Genomic DNA, 25,944 nt, shown 5'->3' on the forward strand with positions numbered 1-25,944 from the left:
CTCACCGTCCTTCTGCGAACAGTTTCCCCGATGCGCGCCACCCCTAAACGAAGGCCGACACCCCCGTGAGCTTCTGGCCGACGACCAGCTGGTGCACCTCGCTCGTGCCCTCGTAGGTCAACACGCTCTCCAGGTTGTTCGCGTGCCGCATGACCGGGTATTCCGCGCTGATCCCGTTGGCACCGAGGATCGTGCGGCACTGCCGGGCGATGGCGATCGCCTCGCGCACGTTGTTGAGCTTCCCGACGCTGACCTGCTCGGGCCGCAGTCGGCCGGAGTCGGCCAGCGCGCCCAGGTGCAGCGCGAGCAGGTAGCCCTTCTGGAGCTCGAGCGCCATGTCGGCGAGCTTGGCCTGGGTGAGCTGGAAGCCGGCGATCGGACGACCGAACTGCTCCCTGGTGCACGCGTAGTCGATCGCCGTCTCCAGGCACTCCCGGGCGGCGCCGAGCGCACCGAAGACGATGCCGAACCGCGCCTCGGTCAGGCACGACAGCGGCGCCTTGAGTCCCTCGGCGGCGGGCAGCCGAGCCGCGTCGGGCAGGCGGACATCGTCGAGGACGATCTCTCCGGTCGACGAGGCCCGCAGCGACATCTTGTGCTTGATCTCGCGGGCCGTCACGCCCGGCGTGTCCATCGGCACGGCGAACCCGCGGATGCCGTCGTCGGTGCGCGCCCAGATCACCGCGACATCGGCGACCGGCGCGTTGGTGATCCACATCTTGCCGCCGTTGAGCACCCAGTCGTCGCCGTCGCGGCGGGCGCGGGTGGCCATGCCGGCCGGGTCGGAGCCGTGGTCGGGCTCGGTCAGCCCGAAGCAGCCGATGGCCTCGCCGGCCGCCATCGGCGGGAGCCAGCGTTGCTTCTGCTCTTCCGACCCGTACCGGTGGATCGCGAACATCGCCAACGAGCCCTGGACGGAGACCAGTGAGCGCACGCCCGAGTCGCCGGCCTCCAGCTCCAGGCAGGCCAGGCCGTACGCGGTGGCGCTGGCCCCGGCGCAGCCGTAGCCGGTCAGGTGCATGCCGAGCAGGCCGAGCTTGCCGAACTCCGCCGCGAGCTCGCGGACCGGGACGCGGCCCTCCTCGTACCAGGTGGCGACGTGGGGCCGCACCCGTTCGTCGATGACCTGGCGCACCACGGCGCGCATGTCACGGTCGTCGGAAGAGAGGTTGCCGTCGAGGTCGAGCAGTTCCAGCGGGGCGACGCGGTCCATGTCGCTCACCTTATTCGGTGGGCAGCACCAGCACCCGGGCGTGGATCTGGTTGCGCTGCTGGAGCGCGGCCCGCAGGGCTCGGTGCAGGCCGTCTTCGAGGTAGAGGCCGCCCTGCCACTGCACGACGTGCGGGAACAGGTCGCCGTAGAACGTCGAGTCCTCGGCCAGCAGCTTGTCGAGGGCCAGCTCGCGCTTGGTGGTGATGAGCTGGTCGAGCCGCAGCGGCCGCGGCGGGATCTCGGACCACTGCTTGAGCGTCAAGTTGTGGTCCGGGTAGGGGCGGCCGTCACGCACCGACTTGAAGATCACGCGCCGCTCCTCTCTTGGCTAGGTGGCTCACCGCCAGCTGGCTCAGCCTATCGACTGTGACCATCGCCCGCGATGCACCACCTGATCAACTGGACGCCGGCCCCTTCTCAGTGACGGCGACAGCCGATCGGGTGCCCGATAGCCGATCGTCAAGGCCCCGATCGGGGTGAACTCCGCCGGCACCCCGAACGCCTCTCGGTAGTGGTCGACGCGCTCCCCCGGAATGCCGAAGAAGCACGCGCCCAGCCCCTCGTCGACGGCCGTGAGCAGCATCAGCAGCGACGCCATGCCGGTGTCGATGTCCCAGTACGGCACCGGCCAGCGGCCCGGGTCGCGGTCGGTCCAGCCCTTGTCGGGCTCCGCGTAGCGGTCGAGGTAGGCGGACCGGTTGGAGTGCGGCACCACGATCAGCGGCGCCCGGCGCATGCCCGCGAGCCAGCCGTTGGGCTTTTGCGCCGAGGGCGTGGCCGCCGACCAGAACGCGTCGCGGCCGGCCGCGTCGTCGAGGACCAGGAAGCCCCAGCCCTGCGAGAAACCGGCCGAGGGCGCGTGGGTGGCGTGGCGCAACAGGCGCTCCACCACCGCCGCCGGCACCGGGCGGTCGGGGTCGTAGTCGCGGACCATCCGCCGTTTGCGGACGACCTCGCCGAACTCCATCACTAGCCTCCCCCCTGGCCGGCTTCGCAACCTATCGGGCGCCTGGGCTATCCGTCCAGCGAGACCCGCACACCCCAGGTGGCTGACCAGGAGGCACCCGGCTCGATCACGATCACGTCGTGGCCCGAACGGAAGGCGTCCGGCGGGCAGGTCTGCGGCTCGATCGCCACCGCCCGGCGCTGCCGGTCGCCGTGGAGCGTGTCGGAGGTGAAGACGACCCACCACTTGAACGCCTCGCCGGCCCAGACCGAGAGCGTGCGGGTGCCGTCCGAGATGCGGACCGACGAGGTGCCGTCGGCGTCCCGGTCGACGTCGCCGAACGCGTTGTCCAGCACCTGCGCGCCGATCCGCCGGGGCACGGTGAAGTCGTGGTCGCCGCCGGCCACCTTGGCCGCGCCGATCGGCAGCAGGCGGGCGTCGAACAGCACCCGGCTGCGGGCCGGGATGGTCAGCATGAGGTCGTCGAGGGCGGTGCCGGGCAGCCGGAAGTACGGGTGGGCGGCGAGCCCGAACGGTGCCGCCTCGGCGCCGACGTTGGTCGCCTCGTGGTCGACCCGCAGCCCGTCGGCCCCCACCGTGTAACGCGTGCGCAGGGTGAGCTGCCAGGGGTAGCCGACCTGGGCAGGCAGGTCGCACTCGATCAGCACGCTCGCGTCGGTCCGCTCCACCAGCCGCCAGCGCTGCCAGGAGACCAGACCGTGGATCGCGTTGTGCTTGGCCGGCTCGGTGAGCGGGAGCTGGTGCGTCGCACCGCCGAAGGTGTAGCGGCCGTCCCGGATCCGGCTCGGCCACGGCGCCAGCACGTGGCCGGAGCTGCCGGGCGGGAGCTCGTCGGTCGCGTAGCCGTCGAGGTAGTCGACCCCGTCGACGCGGTAGGCGCGCAGCCCACCGCCGACCTCCACCACGACGGCCTCGTGGCCATCGGCGGCGATCGTCCACTGTGTTCCGGAAAGGGGCGCGACGGTGCGGTTGCTCATGGGCCGGACGATATCGGTTCCGGCGCGGCGGCGGGCCGGGGGTCCGGCTCGACCTGCGGGTCCGGGTGGCGGTAGCGGGTCAACGCCGGGAAGACGAGCGCGAGAGCGATGGCCAGGCCGGCCGCGGCGAACCCGCCCACGCTGAACGCGGCACCGGCGCCCCAGAGCGCGGCGGTGCCGCCGGCGCGCAGGTCGCCCAGGCGCGGACCACCGGCGACCACGACGGTCATCACGCCCTGGAGCCGGCCGCGCATCTGGTCCGGCGCGTAGACCAGCAGGATCGAGTGCCGGAACACGGCGCTGACCAGGTCCGCGGCGCCGGCCAGGGCGAGCACCACCACCATTAGCCAAAGGCTGTGCGCGAAGCCGGCGAGACCGACCAGCACGCCCCAGGCGACCACCGCGCCGACCAGCGCCAGCCCCTGCCGGCGTACCCGGCCGATCCACCCCGAGGTCAAGCCGCCGAGGACGGATCCGATGGCGATCGCGCTGAAGAGGAAGCCCACCGCGGCCCCGCCGCCGAACCGCTCGTCCGCCATCTCCGGGAACAGCGCCCGGGGCATGGCGATGGTCATCGCGATGATGTCGATGGCGAAAGAGAGCAGCAGCACGGGCGCGCCGGCCAGGTAGCGGAACCCCTCGACGACGCTGCGCAGCCCGGCCTTGGCGGCCTTCTCGGCCGGCGGGATCGGGGGCAGGCGCAGCGTCGACCACAGGCCGATGGTGAACAGCAGCGCATCCGCCCCGTACGCGATGGGCAGTGCGATGTGCTGGTCCCAGGTCGCGAGGATCACACCCACGGTCAGGGGGCCGAGCACGACCGCGGCCTCGCCCGTGGTGAAGGAGAGCGTGTTCGCCGCCGGCACGAGGTTGGCCGGCACCAGGCGCGGGATGATCGCGCTGCGGGTCGGGTTGGTCACCGCGAACGCGCACGACTGCACGGCGGTGAACACCAGCAGCAGCCAGGGGCTGCGCCAGTCGGCCAGCGACTGGACGAAGAAGCCGAGGGTGCCCAGCCACATCACCAGGGAGCCGATGACCAGCAGGCGGCGGCGGTCCATCGCGTCGGCCAGGGCACCACCCCAGAGCCCGAAGACCAGCAGAGGCACGAGGGCCGCGACGCCCAGCAGGCCGACCCAGAACGAGTCGCGGGTCAGCGCGAACATCTCGACCGGCACGGCCACCGCGGTGAACTGGTAGCCGTAGTTGGAGAAGGCGGTGCCGATCCACATCCGCCGGTAGCTGGGGGTGGCGAGGGGCCTTAGGTCGATGGCCCAGCGTTTCCGGCTCACGGTGCGAGGCGTTCGATGATCCACTCTCCTTGTTCGGCCCGACGGTAACGCAGCCGGTCGTGCAACCGCCCGGCGCGGCCTTGCCAGAACTCGACCGTCTCGGGCACGACCCGCAGGCCACCCCAGTGCGGCGGGGCCGGGATCGAGGACTCCGCCGGGAAGCGTCGCGCGGTCGCCGCGTAGCGCTCGTCCAGCGCGGCGCGGTCGGGCAGCACCCGGGACTGCGGGCTGGCCCAGGCCGCGATCTGCGAGGGCCGGGGCCGTTCGGCGAAGTAGGTCTCGGTCTCGACCCGGTCGACCTCCGCGACCGTGCCGCGTACGCCGACCTGCCGCATGATCGGGTGCCAGGGGAAGAGCAGCGCGGCGTGCGGGTTGGCCCGCAGCTCACCGCCCTTGCGGGACTCGTAGTTGGTGTAGAACACGAACCCGCGCTCATCGACGCCCTTCAGCAGCACGGTCCGTGAGCTGGGCCAGCCGGCGGTGTCGGCGGTCGAGAGCACCATGGCGTTCGGCTCGGGCAGGCCGGCCTCCTGGGCGTCGGCGAACCACCGGCCGAACTGTTCCGGCCAGCTTGGCGCCAGGTCGGCGACGTCCAGCCCGTGGTCTGTCGCGTAGTCCCGGCGCAGGTTGGCCAAGTCGGGTGTGTCTCCGGTCACGTCCTCATCCTCGTGCACGCGTTAAGCGGTGATATGCGATGTTTGGCGGGACTCCGACTCGCTCGCTGTGCTCGCGTATTCGGAGACCCAGCAGGCAAGATGACACGAATACGAAACCTGAGTCGTGGCTAAGGCGCCGATTGTTGCGAGGCGCATAGGCGGGAGGGCGAAATGTCCGACTTCAAACCGGGGTTGGAGGGCGTCGTCGCCTTCGAGACCACGATCGCCGAGCCCGACAAAGAAGGTGGCGCGCTGCGCTACCGCGGGGTTGACATCGAGGACCTGATCGGTCAGGTCAGCTTCGGCAACGTGTGGGCGCTGCTCGTCGACGGCCGCTTCGGCCCCGGGCTGCCGCCCGCCGAGCCTTTCCCGGTGCCGGTCCACTCCGGTGACATCCGGGTCGACGTGCAGTCGGCCGTGGCGATGCTCGCGCCGTACTGGGGTCTCTCGCAGCTGCTCGACATCAACGACGTGCAGGCCCGCGAGGACCTGGCCCGGGTCTCCGTGACCGCGCTGTCGTTCGTCGCGCAGTCGGCCCGCGGGCTCGGCCTGCCGGCCGTGCCGCAGAAAGAGATCGACAAGGCCGCGACGATCGTCGAGCGGTTCATGAAGCGCTGGCGCGGCGACCCGGACCCGCGCCACGTCAAGGCCGTCGACGCCTACTTCATCTCGGCCGCCGAGCACGGCATGAACGCCTCGACGTTCACCTGCCGCGTGGTCGCCTCCACCGGCGCCGACGCGGCGGCCTGCATCTCCTCCGGCATCGGCGCGCTCTCCGGCCCGCTGCACGGAGGCGCCCCGTCGCGGGTGCTGGGCATGATCGAAGCGGTCGAGCGCAGCGGCGACGCCGAGGGCTACGTCAAGGGCGTGCTCGACCGCGGCGAGCGGCTGATGGGCTTCGGCCACCGGGTCTACCGGGCCGAGGACCCGCGCGCCCGGGTGCTGCGCCGCACCGCCAAGGAGCTCGGCGCGCCCCGCTTCGAGGTGGCCGAGGCGCTGGAGAAGGCCGCCCTCGACGAGCTCCAGGCGCGCCGCCCCGACCGGGTGCTGGCCACCAACGTCGAGTTCTGGTCGGCCGTGGTGCTCGACTTCGCCGAGGTGCCGCCGCACATGTTCACCTCGATGTTCACCTGCGCCCGCACGGCGGGCTGGAGCGCGCACATCATGGAGCAGAAGGCGCTCCAGCGGTTGGTACGCCCGTCGGCCAACTACGTCGGCCCCGGCCCTCGCAAGCCCGCCGACGTCGAGGGTTGGCACCAGATTCCCCACGCCGAGTAGGTGTGGGTGGGCTCACGCCCCCAGTCGTGGGACCGTCCGGTCCGCGCGCTCGTTGGGATGGAAGTATGAAAGTTCGGCAGCGCTGCCGGCTTCCTTTCCCGAGCGCGACCTAAGGATCTTTCGTGGCTGACGTGACCAGCATCCGGATTCCTGACGAGATCAAGCCCGCTGACGGACGATTCGGCTGCGGGCCGTCCAAGGTTCGCCCGGAGGCGGTCTCCGCGCTCAGCCGGGTGGCGACGAGCTACCTCGGCACCTCACACCGGCAGAAGACGGTCCGCGACGAGGTCAAGCGGCTCCGCGAGGGCCTGGCCTCGTTCTTCACCCTTCCTGACGGGTACGAGGTGATCATCTCCAACGGCGGCACGACCGCGTTCTGGGAGGTCGCGACCTTCGGTCTGGTCAAGGACAAGGCCCAGTTCGCCAGCTTCGGCGAGTTCGGCGCCAAGTTCGCCTCCTCGGTCAAGGCCGCGCCGTTCCTCGCGGACCCGACCGTGCGCAAGGCCGACCCCGGCAGTGCCCCCGGCCTGGTCGCCGAGGCCGGTGTCGACGTCTACGGCACGCCGCACAACGAGACCTCGACCGGTGTCGCGGTGCCGATCAAGCGGGTGGCCGGTGCCGACCCCGACGCGCTGCTGCTGGTCGACGCGACCTCCGGTGCCGGTGGGCTCGAGGTCGACCTGCGCGAGACCGACGTCTACTACTTCGCCCCGCAGAAGGCGTTCGCCTCCGACGGCGGGCTGTGGATCGCCCTGATGTCGCCGGCAGCGCTGGCCCGCGCGGCCGAGATCAAGGCGACCGGCCGCTACATCCCGGCGTTCCTCGACCTGGTGACCGCGATCGACAACTCGCGCCTGGAGCAGACCTACAACACCCCGGCGCTGTCGACCATCTTCCTGGCCGCAGAGCAGACCGACTGGATGAACGCGCACGGCGGCCTGTCCTGGGCGGCCAAGCGCACGCAGGAGAGCGCCGGGGTCATCTACGGCTGGGCCGAGCGCTCGACCGTGGCCACCCCGTTCGTGTCCGACCCGGGCCTGCGGTCCAACGTGGTGGCGACCATCGACTTCGTCGACGAGGTCGACGCGTCCGCCATCGCCAAGGCACTGCGCGCCAACGGCATCGTCGACACCGAGCCGTACCGCAAGCTCGGTCGCAACCAGCTCCGCGTGGCCCTGTTCCCGGCGATCGAGCCCTCCGACGTCGAGGCGCTGACCGCTTCGATCGACTACGTACTCGAGCGGCTCTAGCATTTCCATCCCGACACCCCGGCGTGCCTAGCGGTGCGCCGGGGTGCTAGTGGGCTACCGTGTCGGAAGCGTCTCGACTGTGGTCGGGATCGTCGGCCACAGCGGGACGGAGGCAACGCGATGCGGCCTGTACGCTTCGTCGCCCTCTCCGAGGACGGCCAGGCAATGGTGCTCGCCGACGAGGTGGGCCGCCTCCTGGCGCTGCCACTCGACGAGCGGATCAACGGCGTCCTCCACGGCGACCCTTCCACGGCCGCGGTCAGCGGTGCCGGCCACTTCGGTGACCAGGCGCCGTCGCTGTCGCCCCGCGACATCCAGGCCCGCATCCGCAGCGGCGACTCCGCCGACGAGGTGGCCCGCATCGCCGGGGTGCCGGTCGACCGGGTGCTCCGCTACGCCGGCCCGGTGCTCCAGGAGCGGGCCATGCTTGCTCAGCACGCCCGGCGCACCCGGCTGAAGACGTCCGAGAAGGGCGCGCCGCTGGCCGAGGTGGTCGACGCCCGGCTGGCCCAGCACGGCATAGACGCCGAGAAGATCTCCTGGGACGCCTACCGCCGTGACGACGGCACCTGGCGGATCGTCGCCACGTGGCCGTCCGGCAAGGCGACCGCCCAGGCCATGTGGGACCTCGACCGGGCACGCCAGGTCGTCACGCCACACGACGACATGGCGCAATACCTGTGCACCGAGCGCCCGCAGCCGCTGCTCGGCCAGGAGCCCGTGACGCCGGAGCGCGGCGGCCACGCGCTGCCCGGCCGGTCCCGTGGCGAGCCCACCCGCGGCGGCCACGGCCTGCCCGCTGCCGCGACCACCGAGCAGCGCCCGCCGCGCGACGCGATCCGCGCCGGCCGCGACGCCCTGCTCGCCTCACTCGACCGTCCACTGACGCCGCCCGGCCGCGGCCTCGACGCAGGGCCTTCCGAGCCCCGCCGGGGTGGCGCCGCGGCGCTGCTCGGGTCGCCGGGTTCGGCCTTCGACGACGACGCCGACCTCCCCAAGGAGGTGCCGGCCGTGCCGTCGCTCGCGGTGCTCCGGCCCAGGCGCACGACCGGCGACAGCAACACGGAGCAGACCGACCCGGCCGGCAAGCCGCGCAAGCGACTGCCCAGTTGGGACGACGTGCTCTTCGGCAGCGCACCGCAGCGCGAATCGTCCTGAGTTTCGCAGCCTGCTGTTTGCTGGCAGGGTGAGGCCATGGAGTACACCAACCTGGGCCGCACCGGCCTGACCGTCAGCCGGCTCTGCCTTGGCACCATGAACTTCGGTCCGGAGACCACAGAGCCCGACAGCTTCGCCATCATGGACCGGGCGCTCGAACACGGCCTCAACTTCTTCGACACGGCCAACGTGTACGGCTGGAAGGTCGGCGAGGGCGTCACCGAGCAGATCATCGGCCGCTGGTTGGCCCAGGGCGACGGCCGTCGCGACAAGGTCGTGCTGGCCACGAAGGTGTACGGCAAGATGGGCGACGGACCCAACGAGCGCGGACTGTCGGCTCGGCACATCGTCCGCGCGTGCGAGGCCTCGCTCCGTCGTCTCCAGACGGACAACATCGACCTGTACCAGATGCACCACATCTCCCGCACGACGCCGTGGGAGGAGATCTGGCAGGCGATGGAGCTCCTGGTGGCCCAGGGCAAGGTGAGCTATGTCGGGTCGTCCAACTTCGCGGGTTGGCACCTGGCGCAGGCACAGGAGTCGGCCGCGCGCCGCAACTTCCTGGGTCTGGTCTCGGAGCAGTGCCTCTACAACCTGGTCGCCCGCGGCCCGGAGCTGGAGCTGATCCCGGCGGCGCAGCACTATGGAATCGGAATCATCCCGTGGTCGCCGCTGCACGGAGGCCTGCTCGCCGGAGTCCTGCGCAAGCTGGCGGCGGGCGAGGCGGCCCGCGGCAAGAGCGGCCGGGCGGCGGACGACCTGGCGACGTACCGCGAGTCGATCGAGGCTTACGAGAAGCTGTGCGCGGACCTGGGCCACGACCCGAGCAACGTGGCCCTGGCCTGGCTGCTCTCCCGTCCGGGCGTAACGGCCCCGATCATCGGCCCCCGCACGATGGCCCAGTTGGACGGAGCAGTCGCGGCCGTGGGCATCGAACTCGACCGAGCAACCCTGGGCCGCCTCGACGACCTGTTCCCCCCACTAGGCAAGGGCGGCGCGGCCCCGGAGGCATGGGCCTGGTAGCTCTTCGCTCTCATCTACCGGCGGTGCCGCAGGGCTAGCGGACCGCCGAGACGCGGCAGGTGCCGGATGCGGCCGGGACGTCCAGCTTCGTGCTTTCCTCAAGGTGAGCCGTGTCGCCGGGGGCCACGTCGCGCGCGGTGAGCGAGGCTCGGTCGATCCGGGCGCCGTCTTCGTCGAGGTACTCGACCTCGATGTGGGCCGACCGCTTCGTGACGCCGGTGTTCTTGACGCTCAGCCCGACCGTCACCCGGTCCCCGGCGAACTCACAGGAAGCGACGTCGACGAGCATCTCGGCGGCCCTGGCCCGACTCTGCTTGGCGCCCGCCCACACACTGACCGCGGCCATCGCGAGCACGACGACGATGGTCACCAGCCCAGGCACCGTGATCCAGAAGTTCTGCTTGGCCGGCCGTGCGGGGGGCAAAGGGGGAAAAACACTCGTCACCCCCGCAAACTACCCGGCCTTGCCGCTCCACTTCGGCAGATCAGAGAAGCCAGTTCGTCAGTCGTTCGTAGGTCGGGTCGGGGCCGAGGTTGCTCCGCATGAGGAAGAGTTCGCGGACCGGCCACACCGGTCCGGCGTAGGCGTCCAACGCCGCCCGGTCGGCGTCCAGCTCCGCTCTGGGGATGCGGTTGCCAGGTCGCGCGAGGGTCAGATGCGGCTTCCACGGCCGCTCGTCGTATTGGAAACGCGCGTGCTTCAGCTCGCGCCGCAGGGCTTTGTGGAGCCCGCGCATCGGTTCGAGGTCCCCGGAGACCCCGACCCACATCAAGGTGAAAGCCCCACGCCCGAACCGCCCGCCCCCCGCGAGCGAAAGCTCCGGCACCACCGGCCATACGCCACCGTCGGGCTTGCTTGGAGCCGCACCCACCTCTGACAACGTCCTGGACCGAGCGGCAGCAAGGTCCGCGTCCGCACCGTCGGGCACCTCCGATCCAGGCGCACGATCGGATCGCCCGCGACCGGCCGCTTCCGTCACACCTGGATCTGTCTCCTCACCAGGCGACGCGCCGAAATCCGGGGGCGGCCCGGATTCAGGATCGGGGTCCGCACCGCGCGCCTCACGGTCCCTGGACCGAGCCGCAGGTCCAGACTCGCGACCAAGGTTCGCGCCACCCAACCCACGACGCACGGACCGACCCCCAGAACCCGACTCGCCACCAGCCTCCGCGCCACCCAAGCCAGGACCTACCGACCGACCCACAGGTCCGGCTTCAAGATCCGCGTCCGCGTTGCCTGACCCAGCGGCCTCCGGCCGCGCCACAGGTCCGAACTCTGGAACTGGGTCCGCGCCGCGCCTGGACCGCGACGCAGGTCCGGATTCGAGGTCGGTCTTTGTGCGCTCGCGAGCCCGGGCCGCTCGACGGGCCAACGTTGCGGCGCGCGCTTGGTAGCGCTCGACCCCCCGCCCGACCGCTTCCTCCACCTCGGCGAGGCGTTCGTCGGGGACCTCGCCCAGGAAGGCCAGCGTCAAGTGGTAGGTCTCGGGTCGGGCGAGGCGGGTGTTGATGCCCGCGGCCGACGCGCGGCCTACGTGGAGGGACGACACGAGATCGGCCAGGTGCGCGACGGCGGAGGCTGGCGGGTAGACGGCTACGAACAGCCTCAACGCTGCTCGCGGCGTTCGGGTTCGGCTGTCGGCAACGTCATGCCCGCCGCTTGTAGCTCGCCCTCGACCCGGACTCGCTCGATCTCCAGGTCGACGCCCACCAGGTCGCTCAGGTGTTGGGTTACGCCGAGGCAAGCGCAGGCCAGGCTCAGCTGCTCGTCATAGGCGCGCAGCACCGCGGTCTGCCAGATGACCGAGCGCTGGGCGATCCCCAGTCGCTGGCGGCCCAGGCGTTGCAGGTCGGCGGCGATCTGCTCGATCGTGGGGCGTTCCCGCTCGTCGTCGACGCCGGCGAGCTCCAGCTCGAGCTCCACCGAACCGATCGAGCGGTCGAGGCGGCTGATCGCCCGCCGCTCGCGGCGCTCCAGGCGCGCCTGTCGCACCGCGCGGGTGGCACGTTCGATGAGCTCGTCCGCGCATACGATCGCGGCGACGATGGCAGGCAGACACAGAAGCGTCAGGATCGCCACCGCCAGCACGAGCGTGTGCGGGATCGCCACTCTTCGACGCTATGCGGCTCTGGCAGCGACCGCCACCGATTTGGGTTTCATTTGGTGCACCGACCGGTCAAAATCCGCGCATGGCGCATTCGTGCTGATCATTGCGTGACCGCCTCGAGCATGGCGCGCAGCCGGGAGACCGCAGTGGCATCTCCCTCCACCCGGACCGCGCTGTCGCCCACTCGCCGCCAGAGCCACAGCAGCACGTCATGCGGCGCTCCCGAGATCTGGGCCGCCGCCTGGCCCGCGGTGTCGGGCGCGATCTCGACACTGCCGTGGTCGAGCCGGACCAGCCAGCGGGCGCCGCCGGCGCTGACCAGCACCGCCCGGTTGCCGTCGGCGCGCAGCAGGTCGCCGAAGTCTTCCGGCCACTGTCGGGTGGCATAGGACAGGAACACCTCGAGCACCTCGGCGATGCCGTCGGCGGCCAGCTCGGGCGGGATCGGCGAGATCGGGCGGCCCGCGGCGAGCTCGGCGTCGACCCGGTGGATCACCGTCTCCTGTGCCATCCGGCGGACCCAGAAGCCGACGGTCTGATCCGGCTCGTACCAAGTCGGGCAGGCCTGCGAATCCGGCCGCGCTGCGAACTCGGCGACCAGCTCCGCATAGCCCCGGTCGAGCAACGCGGTCGACTTCTCCCCCGTCGGCTCCGGCGGCCACGCCGAAGGAAACTCACCGCGCCGCATCGTGGCGACCTTGTGCAGGTAGACGTGGGCCACGTGCGTGACCAGGTCGTCGACGGTCCAACCCGGACAGGACGGCACCGGCGCCGACAGGTCGACGGCCGCCGCCCGCAGGTCGGCGAAGTCGGCCTCGAGGCACCGGAGGAACACGTCGCGCGTCATGCTAGAAAGCAAACCAGATGGGTACGACACAACTCACGCGCGTTCGGCGACGACCGCGGGCACGACGCGGACCCGGGGCACCGGACGCAGGTGCATGATCAGCCGGCTGCCGCTGTGCCGGAGCTGCACGACCAGGGCCAGCCCGGTCGCGGCCAGTGCGATCACCCCACCGAGCCAGATCGCGGTGCCAGCGCCGGCGTGGTCGGCCAGCCAACCGACCAGCGGCCCGGACACCGGGTTGAGCCCCATGAAGACGAACACCCAGAGAGCCATCACGCGTCCGCGGTACGCGGCGTCGGTGCCGAGCTGGACCCGCTGGTTGGCGGCCTGAGCGAAGAAGACCATGAAGAAGCCGGTGGGTACGAGGGCGGCGACGACCAGCCAGTACACCGGCAGGATGCCGACCAGGATGCCGAACGCGCTGAACACCATCGCCGACGCGATCACCGTGTAGACCGAGGGCCGGGCTCGCCGGGTGCCCCCGACCAGCGCACCGACCAGCGCGCCCAGGCCGACGGCGGTGGTGAACAGGCCGAACGAGGCCGCGCCGGTGTTGAAGCCGGTCTTGGCCAGCGCCTGGAGCGTCACCGGGAAGTTGAAGAGCGTGAACGCGAGCACGCTCATCAGCACCATCGGCAGCATCAGGTCGGGCCGGCGGCGCACGTAGCGCAGGCCGTCGACCACCCGGGCCGGCTCACGCGCGGCGGCCGCGGGAAGCTCGGCGCGATACAGCTCGGCCGGCCGCATCCGGACCAGGCAGATCAGCGGCGCCACGGCGAGGACCGCGCTGAACACGAACACCGGGCCGACGTCGAACAGGGCGATCGCGATGCCGGCGAGCGACGGGCCGATCACCCGAGCGCTGTTGAAGGTGGCCGCGGACAGGCCCAGTGCGTTGGGCAGCAGCCGGATCTCGACCAGCTCGGAGACGAACGACTGCCGCACCGGCGTCTCGACCGCGCTGGCGACACCGAGCAGCAGGGCGAAGACATAGACGTGCCAGAGCTCCGCCGCACCGCTCACCACCAGGATGCTGAACAGCACCGACAACAGCGTCCAGGCGAAGTTCGCGACAAAAAGGATCTTGCGCTTGTCGTAGCGGTCGGCCAGCCGGCCGGACAGCAGCGTGAGCGCCAGCACGGGCGTGAACTGGAGGGCGGTGACGATGCCGAGCTGCGCGGCGGTGCCGCCCAACAGGAAGACGAGCCAGTCCTGGGTCGTGAACATCATCCAGACGCCGATCAGCTTCACGAGCTGACCGAGCGCGAAGAGCCGGTAGTTCCTCACCTGGAGGGACTGGAACGTGGTGTTGAGCCGGGCCCGCAAGGCTGTTGCGCCTCCCAAGAGATCGCCGAAGGTACGCGTCATCCACAAAGGACGAAGCGGCGCGAGCTCAGGCGCGCGCGACCTTCTGCAGGATCTCCGCCGCCCGGCGGAGCGTCTCGCGCTCCTCCGGGGTAAGCGCGGCGAGTCGAGGGGCCAGCCACTCGTCACGGGCCCTCTCGTGCTGGGCAAGGATCGCCCGACCCGCCTCCGTGGCAGCCAGGATGACCTGGCGCCCGTCGGTCGGGTGCGGGGTTCGTTGCACCAGCCCGCGCTCTTCCAGCTTGGCGACGATCTTGGTCATCGTCGGCGGCTGGACACGTTCGACATCGGCGAGTTCCCGGGGGGACAGCGCCCCGCCCAGCTGGAGGCTGGTCAGGGCGGAAAGCTGGGTAACCGTGAGATCGCCGACCGGGCGGGTCTGCCTGACCCGCCGGTTGAACCGGGTGATCGCATCGCGCAGCGACGAGGCCAGTTGCGCCACCGAGACGCGCTTCGCCGTCACCGTCCGCTCCGTCACAGTAATTAGCTTAACTAATAAGCCCGGCTAACAACCAGCGAGTATGGCCCCGGTCACGGCCTCACGAGATCAGCGTCTCGATCGGCCCACGCAGGAAGTAGACCACGAACAGGCCGGCCACGGCGTACAACAACGGGTGAACCTGGCGCGCCTTGCCGCAGGCCAGCTTGATCACCACGTACGCGATGATGCCCGCCCCGATGCCGTTGGAGATCGAGTAGGTGAACGGCATCAGCACGATGGTCAGGAACGCCGGCACGCCGATCTCGTAGTCGGTCCAGTCGATGCTCCGCACCGCGGTCATCATCAGGAAGCCGACGATCACCAGCGCCGCCGAGGCGGCCTCGAACGGCACCACCGTCACCAGCGGGGCGATGAACATCGCGAGCAGGAACAAGCCGCCGGTGACCAGGTTGGCCACGCCGGTGCGGGCTCCCTCGGCAACACCCGAGGCGCTTTCGATGTACGAGGTGTTGCTGGACACGCTGGCCGCGCCACCGGCGGCCGCGGCGACCGAGTCGACGAGCAGGATCTCGCGCGTACGCGGAGGCATGCCGTCCTCGTCGAGCAGGCCGCCCTCCTGGCCGACCGCGACCATCGTGCCCATCGTGTCGAAGAAGTCCGTGATCAACAGGGTGAAGACGAACATCAGGACGACCAGCCAGCCGGCGGTCTGCCACGAGTGGAACACGTTGAACTTGCCCAGCAGGGAGAGGTCGGGCAGGTCGACGATGGTGTCCGGCAGCTTCGGGACGTTGAGCGACCAGCCGCTCGGGTTCGGCTTGCCGTCGACGAAGGACGGGCCGATCTTGCCGACGGCCTCGACGATCAGCGCGAGCACGGTCGCCGACAGGATGCCGATCAGGATGGCCCCGCGGACCTTCCGGACGAACAGGACGATCGTCAGCAGCAGCGCGAACACGAAGACCAGCGCGGGCCAGGTGATCAGCCGGCCGTTGATGCCCAGCCCGACCGGGACGGTGGTGCCGGCGATGTCCGGGATCCGGCGCACGAAGCCGGCGTCGACGAGGCCGATGATCGTCAGGAACAGGCCGATGCCAACCCCGATCGCGGCCTTGAGCTGGGTCGGCACCGAGCGGAAGATGCTCTCACGCAGGCCGGTGAGCACCAGGATGGCGATCAGCACGCCCTCGATGACCACCAGGCCCATGGCGTCGGCCCAGGTCATCTGCGGTGCGATCTCGTACGCCACCATGGCGTTGACGCCGAGGCCGGCGGCGAGGGCCAGCGGGAACCGGGCCACCACGCCCATCAGGATGGTCATCACGCCGGCGACCAGCGCGGTGGCGGCCGCGATGGCGGCGATCGCGAGGTGGACTCCGCTCGCGTCCGTGGCGCTGCCGAGGATCAGCGGGTTGAGCACCACGATGTAGGCCATCGTGAAGAAGGTCGCGAAGCCGCCGCGGACCTCCTGGCCGATGCTGGAGCCACGGGCCGTGATGGAGAAGTAGCGGTCGAAGCCACTCACCGGACGGTCGTCGGCCGTGGGCCGCTCTGTGGTCGGTGCCTCGGTCATGGTGCCGGCTCCCAAGCGGAGATCATCGATTGACCTGCGCATATTGCCACAGCCGGTGTTACACCGAAAGATCTTCCTGGTTACCCTTTTCGAGTGGCTGAGCAGCAGCAACAACCTCGGGTGGCACCGCTCGACCCGCCCATGGTGCCGTTCGCCGTGGCCGGCATCGTCATCTGGGCCGCCGTCGGCCTCGTGGTGCTCGCCTTTTTCCGCGACGGGCGCGAAAACTGGCTGTGGACCTGCCTGGCCGGCTTCGTGCTCGGATTCCCCGGCCTAGCGGTCATGATCAGGCACGATGCGAACCGGCGCCGCCGGCTGGCCGCCGCTCAGTCGTCGACGGACTCGACTTCGCCGTCGTCGTAGACGGTCGGCAACTCTTCCGGCGCCGCGCCCTCGGCCAGTGCCTCGGAGTGCGCTCCGCAGCCGTGGTCGGAGCTGACCGCCCGGCCGTCGTCGGGCGCGAACATGTTGCCGCAGACCCCGAACGCCTGGCGCATCGCACCGGCCAGCGGCAGGTAGAACCCGCAGGTCACGCAGCGGGCGGCGGGCGGTGCGGCGGACGAGATCGCGGCGTCGGGACCGTGGTCGCCGTCGTACCAGCGCTGCGCGGTCTCCTCGCGGCCCTCTTTCGACATCACCCGGGGGCGGCCCAGGCCGAGCTCCCAGGCGACCTCGTCGACCGCCGGGTCCTCCGAGAGCGTGTAGCCCGGGACGAGCCGGTCGTCGTCGGCCGGAGTGAGCAGCAGGTCACCGACGCCCAGGTCACCGGGCTGCAGGCGGTCCTGCCAGGGCACCCAGCCGGGGGCGAGGAGCGCGTCGGGGCCGGGCAGCAGGACGGTCTCGCAGACCGTCACGTGCTTGCTCCGGGAGACCCGCGTCACTGTGACCGCCCAGCGCCAACCCCGATATCCGGGCATTTCGCAGGCAAAGTAGTGGGTGACCAGTCGCTCGCCCTCGGCAACCACGTCGAGGTGGGCGCCGACCTCAGCTGAGTCGACCTCGGTGATCGCCTCTCGCGCCAGGTCGACTGCCGCAGCACAGACCTGGTCGAGCTTCGCGGATCGCACGGCGGCACTCCTGGTCACCCTGACATTCTTCACTACGCGTGTGGGCCGCCGACACCGGGATGGGAGAGGATGGGGCGCATGCCGTTGATACGCCGCACGGGCTCGACGATCGGCCGTTTCATCGGCACGACCGTCAAGGGTGGCCGCCTGGTCAGCCGTGGAGTCCGCCGTGGTGTCGGCACCGCCCGGTCCAAGGGCGCACGGGGCGAAACGGGCATGATGCGTCTGTTCGACCTGCATGCGGCTTCGTGCGCCGGCGACACGCTGATCACCATCGGGCTGGCCGGCACGATCTTCTTCGACGTGCCGCTCGGCGAGGCCCGCAGCAAGGTCGCGCTCTACCTGTTGATCACGATGGTCCCGTTCGCCCTGCTGGCGCCCGTGGTCGGCCCCTTGCTCGACCACTTCCGGCACGGCCGGCGCTGGGCACTGGCCGCGACCTTCCTCGGCCGGGCGTTCCTGGTCTGGGCCGTGGCCGACAACACCGACTCGATCTGGCTCTACCCGGCCGCGTTCGGCGTGCTCGCCCTTTCCCGGGCGTACGGCGTGGCCAGATCGGCGGCCGTCCCCCGGCTGTTGCCCGAAGGGCTCGGGCTGTCCCAGGCCGGCGCCAGGGCGAGCATCTACGGCACCGTCGCGGGTGCCATAGCGGCCCCGATCGGGGTCGCGGCCTTCGCCATCGGCCCCGAGTGGCCGCTGCGGATCGCCGCCGTGGTGTTCCTGGTCGGCATGGTGATCTCGCTGCGGCTGCCCGGCCGGGCCGACTCCGACCCGCCGGAGACCGTGCCCCGGCCGATAGCGGCCATCTTCGGGGCGTTCGGGCGCAACGGCGACCGGCCGCTGTCCGGCCGGCTGGTGATCTCCGCACTGATCGGCAGTGCCACGCTCCGCGCGTTCTACGGCTTCCTGCTGCTCTTCCTCGCGTTCGCGGTCAAGGGCGGCCACCTTGACACGACGATCTTCGGTCGCACGCTCAGCGACGGGCTGGCGCTCAGCGTCATGGGCGCGGCCCTGGGCGTCGGCACGTTCCTCGCGACCGCCGTCGGCACCCGGCTGCGGATACACCGGCCCGTCGCGCTCCAGTCCAGCGGCCTGATCCTCACGGCCGGCATCGCGGTGTTGACCACGATCGGCTACTCGCTGGCCATGGTGGCGTTGCTCTGCCTGGTCACCGCGCTGATGAGCGGCATCGCCAAGCTCTCCAACGACGCCACGATCCAGGAACGCGTGCCGGAGCGGATGCGGGCCAGCGCGTTCGCCCACTCCGAGACCGTGCTGGTGCTGGCCTTCGTGGCCGGCGGCGGCCTCGGCCTGATCCCGGTGACCGGCCGCGTCGGCGTCGGCCTGCTCGGCGTCGTGGCGGCGCTGGCGGCGGTGCGGGCCGTGATCGTGGCCGGCCAGCTACGCAAGGAGCGGCTGCACGGCCGGTTCGACGTGGGCGACCCGCAGGCGCAGGAGCCGGCCACCGAGCCGAGTGCGGGTGCCGCCGGCGGCTCATCGCGGCCGAGTGCCGCCGCCGACACACCGCGGCCGGCTGCCCCCGCGACCGATCCACGGCGGTCTGGTGCCTCGGCCGCCGACTCACGGCGGCACGGTGCCTCCGCGGCCGGCACACCGCGCCCGGGTGCCTCCACCGCGCCGCCGCCGCGGACACCCGCGGAGGCGCCGACCACCGAGCTGCCGAAGACCACCCGCCGGTGGTGGCGCCGGCCGCGCCCCGACCAGGCGAAGACCACGCTGCCGATGCCGGCGGTCGACCCGGACGCCGGCGGCACGACCAAGCAGGACACGGTCGTCGCCCCGCCCGGCTACCACGTCTACCGGCCGAGCAACCCGGTCGACGCGCCGCCCGAGGACCCGTGGCGGGACACCGCGGGACCGCCGGCGTGAGCGGGCTGCTCCTCGTGACGGCCGTCGAGGTGGAAGCCGAGGCGGTCCGGGCCGGGCTCGACGGCGGGCTCACCGTGGCCGCCGTCGGCGTCGGTCCAGCCCAGGCCGCCGCGGGCACCGCACGGCTGCTGGCCAGGGCCGAGGCGGCGGGCCGCCCGTACACGGGCGTGGTCTGCCTGGGCATCGGCGGTGGGTTCGCTGGGCGGGTCGACCTCGGCGAGATCGCCATCGCCACCCGCGCCGTCGCCGCCGACCTGGGTGCCGAAAGCCCCGACGGTTTCCTGCCGATCGACGACCTCGGCTTCGGATCGGCCACGTTCGACGCCGACCCCGACCTGGTCGCCAGGCTGCGCGCCGCGCTGCCGGACGCGGCCGTCGGCACCGTGCTGACCGTGAGCACCGTCACGGGCACGGCCGCGTCCACGGAGACGCTCGCCACGCGCTTTCCCGACGCGGTGGCCGAGGGCATGGAGGGCTACGGGGTCGCCTGCGCGGCCGCTGGCCTCCCGTTCGCCGAGGTCAGAACGATCTCCAACGTGATCGGACCCCGCGACCGCTCGAGCTGGCGGATCTCCGCGGCCCTGGCCGCCCTCACCGAGGCGGGCAAGGCACTGGGGTTAGCGTGACTGGCATGGCGCTCAAGCTGGCTTTCTCGCCGTGCCCCAACGACACGTTCGTGTTCCACGCGCTCGCGCACGGCCTGGTGGACGGTGCGCCACCGGTCGAGGTGACGTACGCGGACGTGGACGTGACCAACACGGCCGCCGAGAAGGGCGAGTTCGACCTGGTCAAGGTCAGCTACGCGGCGCTGCCCTGGTTGATGGACGACTACGAGCTTCTGCCGTGCGGCGGCGCGCTCGGCCGAGGCTGCGGTCCCTTGGTGCTGACCCGGCAGGACGGCCCGACCAACCTCGACGGCGCCCGGGTCGCGGTGCCCGGTGACCGCACCACCGCATACCTGCTGTTCCGGCTCTGGGCACAAGGGCAGCAGCCGGCGGCGATCGACGTGGTGCCGTTCCACGAGATCATGCCCGCGGTCGCGGCCGGCCGGTACGACGCCGGCCTGGTGATCCACGAAGCCCGGTTCACCTACCCGAGGCACGGGCTGACCGCGCTGGTCGACCTCGGCGAGTGGTGGGAGGGCGACACCGGCCTGCCGATCCCGCTGGGCGCGATCCTGGCCAAGCGCGGCACGGTCGACCCGGCGGCGGCCACGGAATGGATCCGTGACTCGGTCCGTCAGGCCTGGGACGACCCGGCGGCCAGCCGCGACTACGTGCTCGCGCACGCCCAGGAGATGGAGCAGGCCGTCGTCGACCAGCACATCGGGCTCTACGTCAACGAGTTCACCGAAGACCTGGGCGCCGAGGGCCGCCAGGCGATCGAAGCCCTGCTCGGCCGCGCGGCAGAGGCGGGGCTGACTCCTCAGATCTCCAGCTCGCGCGCCACCGCGTGGAGCAGCTGAGCCACCTGGGCCGCGGTCTTCTTGTCAGGGAACCGGCCGCGGCGCAGGTCCGGCTGGACCCGGGCCTCGAGCACCTTGATCATGTCTTCGACCATGCTCTGGAGCTCGTCCGCGGGGCGGCGGCGCAGCTCGGCCATCGACGGCGGCGCGTCGAGCAGCTTGACGCCGAGCGCCTGCGCGCCCTTGCGGCTGTCGACCACGCCGAACTCGATGCGCTGGCCACCCTTCAGCTCGGTTACGCCGGCAGGCAAGGCGCCCTTGGGCAGGAACACGTCGCCACCCTCGTCACTGGTGACGAACCCGTATCCCTTGGTCGCGTCGAACCACTTCACTCGCCCGGTCGGCACTGAAACCTCACTGAACCTCGCGCCGGAATTGCTGACGTCACAAGGCTAGCCGGACCAACCCCGGAAGCGCCGCCGGGAATTCGCGGAGATCGGGCAGAACCAGCCGTGCGCCGGCCGCGCTGAGCTCTTCGGCCGAGCACGGGCCGGTCGTCACCGCGACGCCGGGCACCTCGGCGGTTCGGGCGGCCACCATGTCCGCGACGTGGTCACCGACGTAGATGCCGCAGCCGTGCGTGGTCAGCGCGGTCGCCTTGCCCTCGGCGAACAGGTCGCCGGCCACCGCGTCCACGGGCAGGCCGAGGTGTCGGAGGTGGAGCTCGGCCAGCCGGCCCAACTTGGACGTGACGACCACCACACGGCCGCCGAGGTCGTGCACGGCGTCGACGGCCTCCCGGGCGCCGGGCAGCAGGACGGTCGGCTCGATCGCGTGGTGCTCGTACAACGCGCGGTAGGTCTTGACCGCTCCCTCGACCTCCTCGGGCGGGAACCAGTAGCCCAGTTCGGTGCGCAGCGGCGGGCCGAGCCGGGTGACGGCGAGCTGTTCGTCCACATAGGTGCCGGTGACGGCGGTCAGCTCGCGGAACGCCGCCGCGATGCCGGCGCGCGTGTCGGCCAAGGTCATGTCGAAGTCGAACCCGACTGCCAGTTCCGTGATCACCTGAGCGATCGTCGCATATCGGCTGGCTGGCCCCGCCCGCGCCGGAGCCGTCGGCCGGATAGCGTGGTAAGGCGATGAACATGCTCGTCGACCAACTTCGGTCACTCCCAGACGAGGCGCTCGCGGCGTTGCTGCGCATGCGTCCGGATCTGGTCGTCCCTGTGCCGTCCGACCTGTCCGCATTGGCGCTGCGTGCGCAGACCCGTGCGTCGATCGCCCGGGTGCTCGACGGCTTCGACCGGTTCACGCTGGAGGTCCTCGACGCCGCCCGGCTGAGCCGGGGCGGGTCTGACGAGACCACCAGCCTGGAGACGATCTTCACGCTGACCAGCGGGGTCGACCGGGACACCGTCCGCGCGGCCATCGATCGGCTGCGCGCCCGGTTCGTGCTGTACGGCCCCGAGAACGCGCTGTCCATCGCCGTCGGCGTCGACGAGGTGTCGTCCCCGTACCCCGCCGGTCTCGGCCGGCCCGCCGGCCTGCTCGACGCGAGCGCCGCGGAGCTGGTCGCCGACCCGGCCAAGCTGCGCCGCACGGTGCTCGCAGCGCCGCCGCAGGCCCGCGCGGTGCTCGACCGGCTCGCCGCCGGCCCACCGGTCGGCACCCTGGCCGGGGTCAGCGACGCCGGCTCCCCGGTGCGTTGGCTGGTCGACAACGCCCTGCTGGTGCCGGTGCCCAGCGGCGGGTTCGAGCTGCCCCGCGAGGTCGGCCTGCTGCTGCGCCGGGAGACCGGCCCGCTCGGACCGCTGCACCCGGTCCCGCCGAAGATCGACGCTCCGGCCCGGGAGCAGAAGGCCGCCGACTCCGCCGGTGCCGGCCAGGCGATGGACGCCGTGCGCCACACCGAGGCCCTGCTGGTCGCGCTCGAGACCGAGCCGGCCTCCGTGCTGCGCTCCGGTGGCATCGGAGTCCGCGAGCTGCGCCGGCTGGCCCGGTCCGCCGGCCTCGACGACGCCAGCGCGGCGACCCTGCTGGAGGCCGCGTACGCCGCCGGGCTGGCCGGTGAGGCCGACGCCCACGCGGCACCGGTCGGTCGGCCCGCTCCCGAGACCCAGGTGCTGCCGACCGCCCGCTTCGACGCGTGGCGCGCCTCGTCGATCGCCCGCCGCTGGACCGACCTCGCGGGCGCCTGGCTGACCATGACCCGCCAGCCCGGCCTGGTCGGGCAGCGCGACGAACGGGACCGCCCGATCACCGTGCTGGCGCCCGAGGTCGAGCGCTCCGGCGCCCCGGCCACCCGGCGTGCGGTGCTCGGCATCCTCGCCGCCCAACCGCCCGGCACGGCTCCATCCCCCGACGAGCTGCTCAGCCTGCTCGACTGGGACGCACCGCGGCGCACGCGCGGCCGGGAGAGCGCATATCGCGAGGTGCTGACCGAGGCCGCGCTGCTCGGCGTCACCGGGCTGGGCGCGCTGACCGCGCAGGGCCGGGCGCTGCTCGCCGACGACGCGGCCGAGCGGGGGCACGACGAGCGCGCCGCCGCCGACCCGCTGGGCATGCGCCCGGAGGGTGCCCTCTCGCCGGACGACCCGCCGAGCGCGGTGAAGGTGCTCGACGCCCTGCTGCCCGCTCCCGTCGACCACTTCCTGCTCCAGGCCGACCTGAGCGTCGTCGTACCCGGACCGCCCGTTCCCGAACTGGCCGCGGAGCTCGACGTGGTCGCGGAGCCGGAGTCGGCGGGCGGCGCCAGCGTCTACCGGGTCACGCCGGAGGCGGTGCGGCACGCGCTCGACACGGGCTTCGCCGCCGACGACCTGCACGCGCTGTTCCGCCGCCGGTCGCGCACCCCGGTGCCGCAGGCACTCACGTACCTGATCGACGACGTGGCCCGCCGGCACGGTGGCCTGCGGGTCGGCGGCGCCGGCTCCTACCTGCGCAGCGACGACGAGTCGCTGGTCGCGGAGGTGCTCGCCGACCGTCGGCTGGCCGGGCTGGCGCTGCGCAAGCTCGCCCCGACCGTGCTGGTGACGCCGATGCCGAGCGCACGGCTCCTGCAGGACCTGCGCGAGGCCGGGTACGCGCCCGTGCCGGAGGACGCGAACGGCGCGACCGTCCGCGGCCGGGTCCGGGTGCGTCGCGCGCCGGCCCGCGGCACCGGGCTGGCCCGGCTGGGCGCGTCCGGCCCGGTCGACGCGGTCGCCGGCGTCCAGCTCACCCAACCGCGCCTGCTCGGCATCGTCGAGCAGATCCGGCGCGGCGACCACGCCTCCCGGACGGCCCGCCGGGCACCGGCCGCCGTTCGTCCGGGCAACGGCTCGGGACCGGTCGCGGTGCAGACCCACAGCCAGGCACTGGCGGTGCTCCAGCAGGCGATCCGCGACAAGGCGCTGGTCTGGGTGGGCTACGTCGACGCGCACGGCTCGACCACCTCCCGGCTGGTCCGTCCGGTCTCGATCGGCGCGGGCTACCTGCGGGCGGAGGACGAACGCACCGAGATGCTGCACACGTTCGCCCTCCACCGCATCAGCGCAGCCGTCCTGGACTGATCACTCGCGGGCCGCGACCAGGCGGATCGGTGGGGTGCGAGTGGCCGAGAGCGTGGTGAGCACGCTGGACACGGCCACCACCACGAGGGCGATGGCGACCACGGCACCGAACATCGACCACGGCAGGCTGGTCACGTTGAGGCCGACCATGTCGCGGACCGCCGAGGCCATACCGATGATCGTGCCGACGGCCGCGAGTACCCCGAGCAGCACGCCGATCGCCACCACCGCCACCGACTCCGCCAGCGCGGTGCCGACCACCTGACCGCGGGTCAGTCCGGTGACCCGGGCCGCGGCGAACTCGGCCCGCCGATCGGACGCCGCGATCACGACCGCGTTGACCATCGCGATCAGCGTGTAGAGCATCGCCATCCCCATCAGCGCGACCATCACGTTGGTGTTGGTCCGTTGCTGCCGGTCGTTGTACTCGTCGACCCACGCCGCGGTGGTCATGACCTGCCCCAGTGCGGCGAGCCCCGGGGTCGCCGCGGCGGCATCGGTCGCTCGCACGACGTACTGTCGCGGGCCGTCCGGCATGAGGTCCGGCGAGAGCAGCACCGCCGGGCCGGACAGCGTCTCCGGGAGCAGCGCGACGACGCGTAGCTGCTCCGGCCCGCCGGCCAGGTGCACCGGCATCAGGTCGCCGACCCGCCAACGGCCGGCGCTGGGCGTTACCGCCACCGTCGCGCCGCTCAGGTCGGCCAGATTGCCGGACGTCACGGCGGCGCGATGGGTCTCCGCATAGGACGCCGGCGAGATCGCCAGGCCGTCGACCGACTCCCACTCCATCCCGTCCTCGCCCGCGTCGGTGCCGACGTCGAAGCTGACCGGCGCTTCCTCGGAGACCGCGGTAACGCCCGGTGCCGCCGCCACCCGATCGCCGACCGGGCCGTCGGTGGTGAGCACCAGGTCGCCGCGCAGCTCACGGGTGATCTCCTGCCGCGACGCCTCGGTCAGCGTGCCGGTCGTGCCGGCCATGCCGACGACGAACGCGACCAGCACCATGATCGGTGCCGCGGTCGACGCGCTGCGCCGCACACCGGTGCGCAGGTTGGCCTGGGCCAACAGACCGAGCTTGCCGCGGAAGACCAGCCCGAACGGAGCGGCCACCAGCGGCACGACCAGCGGTGCGAGCAAGGCGAACGCGGTGACCAGGGTGAAGGTCGCGTTGATCGACAATGGCAGCGCCGCCTCGCCGCCGACCGCCGACACCAAGATCAACAGCGCCACGCTGCCGGCGAGGAAGAACAGGCCGAACACCCAGCGGGAGGCCGTCATCACCCGCGCGGCGGCACCGAGGTCACGCAGCGCTTCAAGCGGCCGGACCCGGGCGGCCCGGCGGGATGCGGCTAGCACCCCGAGCACCGCGACGCCGATGCCGGTGCCGGCCGAGACCGCGATGATCCAGTCGCGCCACTGCGCGGTGAACCCCGACGGGGCGAACTCGAACGAGGTCAGCATCGCCGTCTGCACCCGCATCACCGGCAGACCGACCAGCATGCCGAGGGCCGAGCCGATGACACCGAGCAGCAGTGCCTCGCCGACCAGCAGCGTGCGCACCTGGCGGCGGCCCGCGCCGGTCAGGCGCAGCAGGGCCAAGTCGCGGCGTCGCTGCGCGACGGTGAAGGCGAAGGTCGAGCTCACGACGAAGATCGCGACGAAGAAGGCCAGGCCCAGCGTCATGCCCAGCAACGAGATCGCCCCGACGTAGCCGTCCCGGATCGCCCGCTCCTCCACCGCGGACAGCCCTGGCGGCACCTTCGCGGTGGCCGCCGACACCAGCGTCAACAAGGACGACTGCACCAGCGCGACGCCGAGGCAGACACTGACGATCGCGCCGAGGAAGACCGGCCAGCGGTCCCGGAACGTGCTCCACGACATC

Annotated in this window: 26 protein-coding genes and 1 pseudogene; 9 read left to right on the plus strand and 18 right to left on the minus strand. The window is 71.8% G+C overall.

The window, feature by feature from the left end; genetic code table 11:
* Positions 1-43 precede the first annotated feature (43 nt).
* From AB0J88_RS14145 to pdxH, 6 genes are read right to left on the minus strand one after another with little or no spacing between them, the layout of a single operon-like run.
* Positions 44-1,213: an acyl-CoA dehydrogenase family protein gene (locus AB0J88_RS14145; RefSeq protein WP_364345019.1), complete on the minus strand. Its 1,170-nt coding sequence runs from the start codon at positions 1,211-1,213 to the stop codon at positions 44-46.
* Positions 1,214-1,223: 10 nt separating this feature from the next.
* A complete protein-coding gene (locus tag AB0J88_RS14150) occupies positions 1,224-1,523 on the minus strand; it encodes a type II toxin-antitoxin system VapB family antitoxin (RefSeq protein ID WP_089252621.1) in 300 nt (99 codons plus the stop codon).
* A 42-nt stretch (positions 1,524-1,565) separates the two neighbouring features.
* Positions 1,566-2,180 (minus strand): nitroreductase family protein, encoded by a 615-nt coding sequence (locus AB0J88_RS14155; RefSeq protein ID WP_364345017.1) that lies wholly within the window; start codon positions 2,178-2,180, stop codon positions 1,566-1,568.
* Between the two features lie 47 nt (positions 2,181-2,227).
* A complete protein-coding gene (locus AB0J88_RS14160) occupies positions 2,228-3,157 on the minus strand; it encodes an aldose 1-epimerase family protein (RefSeq protein ID WP_364345015.1) in 930 nt (309 codons plus the stop codon).
* Positions 3,154-4,449, minus strand: a complete 1,296-nt coding sequence (locus AB0J88_RS14165; protein ID WP_364345013.1) for an MFS transporter — start codon at positions 4,447-4,449, stop codon at positions 3,154-3,156. Before AB0J88_RS14165 ends, AB0J88_RS14160 begins: the two co-directional genes overlap by 4 nt.
* Complete coding sequence (gene pdxH, locus AB0J88_RS14170; protein WP_364345011.1) at positions 4,446-5,105, minus strand: pyridoxamine 5'-phosphate oxidase; 660 nt, start codon at positions 5,103-5,105, stop codon at positions 4,446-4,448. Before pdxH ends, AB0J88_RS14165 begins: the two co-directional genes overlap by 4 nt.
* A gap of 171 nt (positions 5,106-5,276) precedes the next feature.
* Between pdxH and AB0J88_RS14175 the strand changes: the two genes are divergently transcribed.
* From AB0J88_RS14175 to AB0J88_RS14190, 4 genes are all read left to right on the plus strand, one after another.
* Complete coding sequence (locus tag AB0J88_RS14175) at positions 5,277-6,383, plus strand: citrate synthase 2 (protein ID WP_364345009.1); 1,107 nt, start codon at positions 5,277-5,279, stop codon at positions 6,381-6,383.
* Between the two features lie 122 nt (positions 6,384-6,505).
* A complete protein-coding gene (serC, locus tag AB0J88_RS14180) occupies positions 6,506-7,633 on the plus strand; it encodes a phosphoserine transaminase (protein WP_364345007.1) in 1,128 nt (375 codons plus the stop codon).
* 120 nt (positions 7,634-7,753) lie between these two features.
* On the plus strand, positions 7,754-8,791 hold the full coding sequence (gene sepH, locus AB0J88_RS14185) for a septation protein SepH (RefSeq protein ID WP_364345005.1): 1,038 nt from the start codon (positions 7,754-7,756) through the stop codon (positions 8,789-8,791).
* Positions 8,792-8,827: 36 nt separating this feature from the next.
* Entirely contained in the window at positions 8,828-9,814 is a 987-nt protein-coding gene (locus AB0J88_RS14190) for an aldo/keto reductase (protein ID WP_364345003.1), read from the plus strand.
* Between the two features lie 34 nt (positions 9,815-9,848).
* Here the strand turns inward: AB0J88_RS14190 and AB0J88_RS14195 are convergent, their stop codons facing one another.
* The 8 genes and pseudogenes from AB0J88_RS14195 to AB0J88_RS14230 all read right to left on the minus strand — a co-directional run bounded on the left by AB0J88_RS14195 (position 9,849) and on the right by AB0J88_RS14230 (position 16,149).
* The gene (locus tag AB0J88_RS14195) at positions 9,849-10,184 is read right to left on the minus strand and encodes an FxLYD domain-containing protein (RefSeq protein ID WP_364345001.1); all 336 of its coding nucleotides are present in this window, start codon (positions 10,182-10,184) and stop codon (positions 9,849-9,851) included.
* Between the two features lie 115 nt (positions 10,185-10,299).
* Positions 10,300-10,686, minus strand: a complete 387-nt coding sequence (locus tag AB0J88_RS14200) for a 2'-5' RNA ligase family protein (protein WP_364346104.1) — start codon at positions 10,684-10,686, stop codon at positions 10,300-10,302.
* A gap of 546 nt (positions 10,687-11,232) precedes the next feature.
* Positions 11,233-11,364: pseudogene (locus AB0J88_RS14205) on the minus strand (2'-5' RNA ligase family protein); the annotation flags it as partial.
* A gap of 56 nt (positions 11,365-11,420) precedes the next feature.
* Positions 11,421-11,918 (minus strand): hypothetical protein, encoded by a 498-nt coding sequence (locus AB0J88_RS14210; RefSeq protein WP_364346102.1) that lies wholly within the window; start codon positions 11,916-11,918, stop codon positions 11,421-11,423.
* A 104-nt stretch (positions 11,919-12,022) separates the two neighbouring features.
* Complete coding sequence (locus AB0J88_RS14215; protein WP_364344999.1) at positions 12,023-12,769, minus strand: maleylpyruvate isomerase family mycothiol-dependent enzyme; 747 nt, start codon at positions 12,767-12,769, stop codon at positions 12,023-12,025.
* Between the two features lie 33 nt (positions 12,770-12,802).
* Positions 12,803-14,095, minus strand: coding sequence for an MFS transporter (locus AB0J88_RS14220; RefSeq protein WP_364344997.1), 1,293 nt, complete (start codon positions 14,093-14,095; stop codon positions 12,803-12,805).
* Positions 14,096-14,162: 67 nt separating this feature from the next.
* Positions 14,163-14,612: a MarR family transcriptional regulator gene (locus AB0J88_RS14225; RefSeq protein WP_179266342.1), complete on the minus strand. Its 450-nt coding sequence runs from the start codon at positions 14,610-14,612 to the stop codon at positions 14,163-14,165.
* Between the two features lie 61 nt (positions 14,613-14,673).
* Positions 14,674-16,149 carry an NCS2 family permease gene (locus AB0J88_RS14230; protein ID WP_364344995.1) on the minus strand — a complete coding sequence of 492 codons (1,476 nt, stop codon included), beginning with the start codon at positions 16,147-16,149 and terminating at the stop codon, positions 14,674-14,676.
* A gap of 141 nt (positions 16,150-16,290) precedes the next feature.
* On the opposite strand from AB0J88_RS14230, the gene AB0J88_RS14235 reads away from it, so the two are divergent.
* Positions 16,291-16,512: a DUF2530 domain-containing protein gene (locus tag AB0J88_RS14235; RefSeq protein WP_364346100.1), complete on the plus strand. Its 222-nt coding sequence runs from the start codon at positions 16,291-16,293 to the stop codon at positions 16,510-16,512.
* On the opposite strand, the gene AB0J88_RS14240 is transcribed toward AB0J88_RS14235, so the two are convergent.
* On the minus strand, positions 16,476-17,234 hold the full coding sequence (locus AB0J88_RS14240) for a DUF3027 domain-containing protein (protein ID WP_364737893.1): 759 nt from the start codon (positions 17,232-17,234) through the stop codon (positions 16,476-16,478). The genes AB0J88_RS14235 and AB0J88_RS14240 overlap by 37 nt on opposite strands.
* 60 nt (positions 17,235-17,294) lie before the next feature.
* Here AB0J88_RS14240 and AB0J88_RS14245 point away from each other — a divergent pair, with 60 nt between their 5' ends.
* Genes AB0J88_RS14245 through AB0J88_RS14255 form a run of 3 tightly spaced genes read left to right on the plus strand, consistent with a single transcriptional unit; the run spans position 17,295 to position 20,571 of the window.
* Positions 17,295-19,106 carry an MFS transporter gene (locus AB0J88_RS14245; RefSeq protein ID WP_364344991.1) on the plus strand — a complete coding sequence of 604 codons (1,812 nt, stop codon included), beginning with the start codon at positions 17,295-17,297 and terminating at the stop codon, positions 19,104-19,106.
* A complete protein-coding gene (locus tag AB0J88_RS14250; RefSeq protein WP_364344989.1) occupies positions 19,103-19,732 on the plus strand; it encodes a futalosine hydrolase in 630 nt (209 codons plus the stop codon). Before AB0J88_RS14245 ends, AB0J88_RS14250 begins: the two co-directional genes overlap by 4 nt.
* 5 nt (positions 19,733-19,737) lie before the next feature.
* Positions 19,738-20,571, plus strand: a complete 834-nt coding sequence (locus AB0J88_RS14255; RefSeq protein WP_364344987.1) for a 1,4-dihydroxy-6-naphthoate synthase — start codon at positions 19,738-19,740, stop codon at positions 20,569-20,571.
* Here the strand turns inward: AB0J88_RS14255 and AB0J88_RS14260 are convergent.
* Together AB0J88_RS14260 and AB0J88_RS14265 are read right to left on the minus strand one after the other, a co-directional pair.
* The gene (locus tag AB0J88_RS14260; RefSeq protein ID WP_090787164.1) at positions 20,532-20,918 is read right to left on the minus strand and encodes a cold-shock protein; all 387 of its coding nucleotides are present in this window, start codon (positions 20,916-20,918) and stop codon (positions 20,532-20,534) included. The genes AB0J88_RS14255 and AB0J88_RS14260 overlap by 40 nt on opposite strands.
* Before the next feature lie 37 nt (positions 20,919-20,955).
* Positions 20,956-21,573, minus strand: coding sequence for an HAD hydrolase-like protein (locus tag AB0J88_RS14265; protein ID WP_364346098.1), 618 nt, complete (start codon positions 21,571-21,573; stop codon positions 20,956-20,958).
* Between the two features lie 77 nt (positions 21,574-21,650).
* Here AB0J88_RS14265 and AB0J88_RS14270 point away from each other — a divergent pair, with 77 nt between their 5' ends.
* The gene (locus AB0J88_RS14270; protein ID WP_364344985.1) at positions 21,651-24,062 is read left to right on the plus strand and encodes a helicase-associated domain-containing protein; all 2,412 of its coding nucleotides are present in this window, start codon (positions 21,651-21,653) and stop codon (positions 24,060-24,062) included.
* On the opposite strand, the gene AB0J88_RS14275 is transcribed toward AB0J88_RS14270, so the two are convergent.
* Complete coding sequence (locus tag AB0J88_RS14275; RefSeq protein WP_364346096.1) at positions 24,063-25,943, minus strand: ABC transporter permease; 1,881 nt, start codon at positions 25,941-25,943, stop codon at positions 24,063-24,065.
* Between the last annotated feature and the right edge of the window lies 1 nt (position 25,944).

The sequence above is a fragment of the Asanoa sp. NPDC049475 genome (assembly GCF_040676915.1).
Taxonomy (GTDB): Bacteria; Actinomycetota; Actinomycetes; order Mycobacteriales; family Micromonosporaceae; genus Asanoa.

Coding starts and splice junctions, on each gene's coding strand:
- AB0J88_RS14245 (WP_364344991.1), top strand. CDS start 17,295: ATGCCGTTGATACGCCGCACGGGCTCGACGATCGGCCGTTTCATCGGC.
- AB0J88_RS14235 (WP_364346100.1), top strand. CDS start 16,291: ATGGTGCCGTTCGCCGTGGCCGGCATCGTCATCTGGGCCGCCGTCGGC.
- AB0J88_RS14230 (WP_364344995.1), bottom strand. CDS start 16,149: ATGACCGAGGCACCGACCACAGAGCGGCCCACGGCCGACGACCGTCCG.
- AB0J88_RS14255 (WP_364344987.1), top strand. CDS start 19,738: ATGGCGCTCAAGCTGGCTTTCTCGCCGTGCCCCAACGACACGTTCGTG.
- AB0J88_RS14215 (WP_364344999.1), bottom strand. CDS start 12,769: ATGACGCGCGACGTGTTCCTCCGGTGCCTCGAGGCCGACTTCGCCGAC.
- AB0J88_RS14160 (WP_364345015.1), bottom strand. CDS start 3,157: ATGAGCAACCGCACCGTCGCGCCCCTTTCCGGAACACAGTGGACGATC.
- AB0J88_RS14145 (WP_364345019.1), bottom strand. CDS start 1,213: ATGGACCGCGTCGCCCCGCTGGAACTGCTCGACCTCGACGGCAACCTC.
- AB0J88_RS14275 (WP_364346096.1), bottom strand. CDS start 25,943: ATGTCGTGGAGCACGTTCCGGGACCGCTGGCCGGTCTTCCTCGGCGCG.
- AB0J88_RS14155 (WP_364345017.1), bottom strand. CDS start 2,180: ATGGAGTTCGGCGAGGTCGTCCGCAAACGGCGGATGGTCCGCGACTAC.
- AB0J88_RS14190 (WP_364345003.1), top strand. CDS start 8,828: ATGGAGTACACCAACCTGGGCCGCACCGGCCTGACCGTCAGCCGGCTC.
- sepH (WP_364345005.1), top strand. CDS start 7,754: ATGCGGCCTGTACGCTTCGTCGCCCTCTCCGAGGACGGCCAGGCAATG.
- AB0J88_RS14175 (WP_364345009.1), top strand. CDS start 5,277: ATGTCCGACTTCAAACCGGGGTTGGAGGGCGTCGTCGCCTTCGAGACC.
- AB0J88_RS14270 (WP_364344985.1), top strand. CDS start 21,651: ATGAACATGCTCGTCGACCAACTTCGGTCACTCCCAGACGAGGCGCTC.